Genomic DNA, 1992 nt, shown 5'->3' with positions numbered 1-1992 from the left:
ACTTAAGCCTAAAATACCTAAACCTACAACACCTAATCCCATTACAGCACCACCAGCAAACGCTACTTCTAATGCACGTCCTAAAGATGTTCTTGCAGCTTCCGTAGTTCTAACATTTGCTTTGGTTGCCACTTTCATTCCGATGAAACCTGCTAATGCAGAACAAATAGCACCTACAATGAATGATACTGCTACCATCCCGCTAGAGCCTACTTCTGAAGTTCCTTTAAAATATAATAAGACAGCTACCGCCGCCACGAAAATTGCTAATACCTTGTATTCGGCTTTTAAAAACGCCATGGCGCCGTCTGCAATATTCTTAGCGATACGAGACATTTTCTCATTACCAACTTCTTGTTTTGAAACCCATCCGCTTTTTAGAAAAACGAAAATTAAAGCTACAACACCAAAAAGCGGTAAAAATTTTACTATTAATTCCATATTCTGTTAGTTAGTTTAAATTAATTATTTTTTTAACGGGGGTAAAAATATGGAAATATAAGTGATAAAAAAAACCACCTTTAATTAAAGATGGCTCATTTTTTTATAGATATATTGTTAATACTTCAATTTAGATGGTAAAAGTACGTTTTTTCTTGTGTTCACTATTGTCATAACGTGCTACACATTCGTGATAAATTTTAATAGCTTCTTCAGCATTGCCCCATCCTCCCGTATCAACTTTTTTCTTTTCTAAATCTTTATAAACTTGGAAAAAATGCTCTATTTCTTTTAATCTATGTGGGTTTAAATCAGAAATATCACTTCTTTTACTCCAAACAGGATCTGAAACAGGTACACAAATAATTTTTTCATCAGGTCCTTTTTCGTCAGTCATATGGAAAACACCAATTGGCCTAACTTCCATTACTACCATAGGATAAGAAGGTTCAGTTGAAAGCACCAAAACATCTAGTGGATCACTATCTAAAGCAAGTGTTTCGGGTACAAATCCATAATCTCCTGGATACATCATTGATGAAAATAAAGTACGATCAAAACGAATTTTATGTAATGTAAAATCATATTCGTATTTATTTCTACTTCCTTTAGGGATTTCTATAAGTACATCAAATGATACTTTTTTCTTTTTTTTATCTGTCATTGTTATTTGTGTTATTTTATCTTGGGGTTATGTATTAATTAGATTTTGGAGTGCAAAGTTACTGAACACGCATTTTGAAAGCAACAAAAACGACTTGTTTTAAATCTATTTTAATAATAATAAACTAAAAGGAACTTCAAATTGAATTTAACGTAACGCACATTAAATATTTATTATATTGTGAAAGACTAATTTAAATAATTTTTTTAAAATGAAACAACTACTTTTATTTCTTTCTATATCCCTTTTTTTATTGCCAAATATTGGTGCACAGAACCAACCTTGGCAAGGAAAATTTGAGCCAATCGATAATATGATTGCGGCTCCGAATACCTATCGAACAGCTAGTGGAGCGCCTGGTAGAGATTATTGGCAACAACGGGCAGATTATAAAATTAAGGCTATAATTGACGAAAAAAACAATACGCTTACTGGAGTAGAGAGTATCACATATTTTAATAATTCCCCGGATGAATTAAGTTATGTGTGGATGCAACTTGAGCAGAATGTGAACAAAAAAGGAAATGAAGATTTTGGATCGATAGATAATGTAATGAAAGATTCGATTACCACTAGGCAAATGCAGTTTTTAACTAGGGCTATTAATTTTCCTGCAGGTTATTCTATAAAATATGTAAAAGATGGTAATGGAAATGACTTAAAAACATTGGTTAATAATACCATGATGAAAGTGAAACTAAATTCTGTCCTTAAACCCGGCGCATCAACTACCTTGGCAATTGCTTGGTCTTATCCTATAACCGATAGAAGTATGTATAAATTATCTCGTGAAGGGTATGAGTATTTTCCAGAAGATGATAACACCGTTTATTTAATTGCGCATTGGTTTCCTAGAATGGCTGTTTATAATGATACAGAAGGTTGGC

2 protein-coding genes and 1 pseudogene are annotated in these 1992 nt (G+C 32.6%); 1 reads left to right on the top strand and 2 read right to left on the bottom strand.

The window, feature by feature from the left end; all coding sequences use genetic code 11:
* Positions 1 to 441: sodium/proton-translocating pyrophosphatase (locus WBN21_RS09850; protein WP_424199811.1), on the bottom strand; the 441-nt coding region annotated here is incomplete at its 3' end.
* A gap of 130 nt (positions 442 to 571) precedes the next feature.
* Positions 572 to 1105: an inorganic diphosphatase gene (locus WBN21_RS09845; RefSeq protein ID WP_424199809.1), complete on the bottom strand. Its 534-nt coding sequence runs from the start codon at positions 1103 to 1105 to the stop codon at positions 572 to 574.
* 211 nt (positions 1106 to 1316) lie between these two features.
* Here WBN21_RS09845 and WBN21_RS09840 point away from each other — a divergent pair.
* Positions 1317 to 1992, top strand: a pseudogene (locus WBN21_RS09840) (M1 family peptidase); the annotation flags it as partial.

Origin of the sequence: Algibacter sp., from assembly GCF_049667265.1 — a bacterium.
GTDB lineage: Bacteria > Bacteroidota > Bacteroidia > Flavobacteriales > Flavobacteriaceae > Algibacter_B.
The sequence above is the reverse complement of the archived record's forward strand: the minus strand, read 5'-3'. Positions and strand labels throughout refer to the sequence as shown.

Bases quoted from the DNA above. Each gene is read 5' to 3' on its own strand.
- WBN21_RS09845 (WP_424199809.1), bottom strand. From the start codon at position 1,105: ATGACAGATAAAAAAAAGAAAAAAGTATCATTTGATGTACTTATAGAA.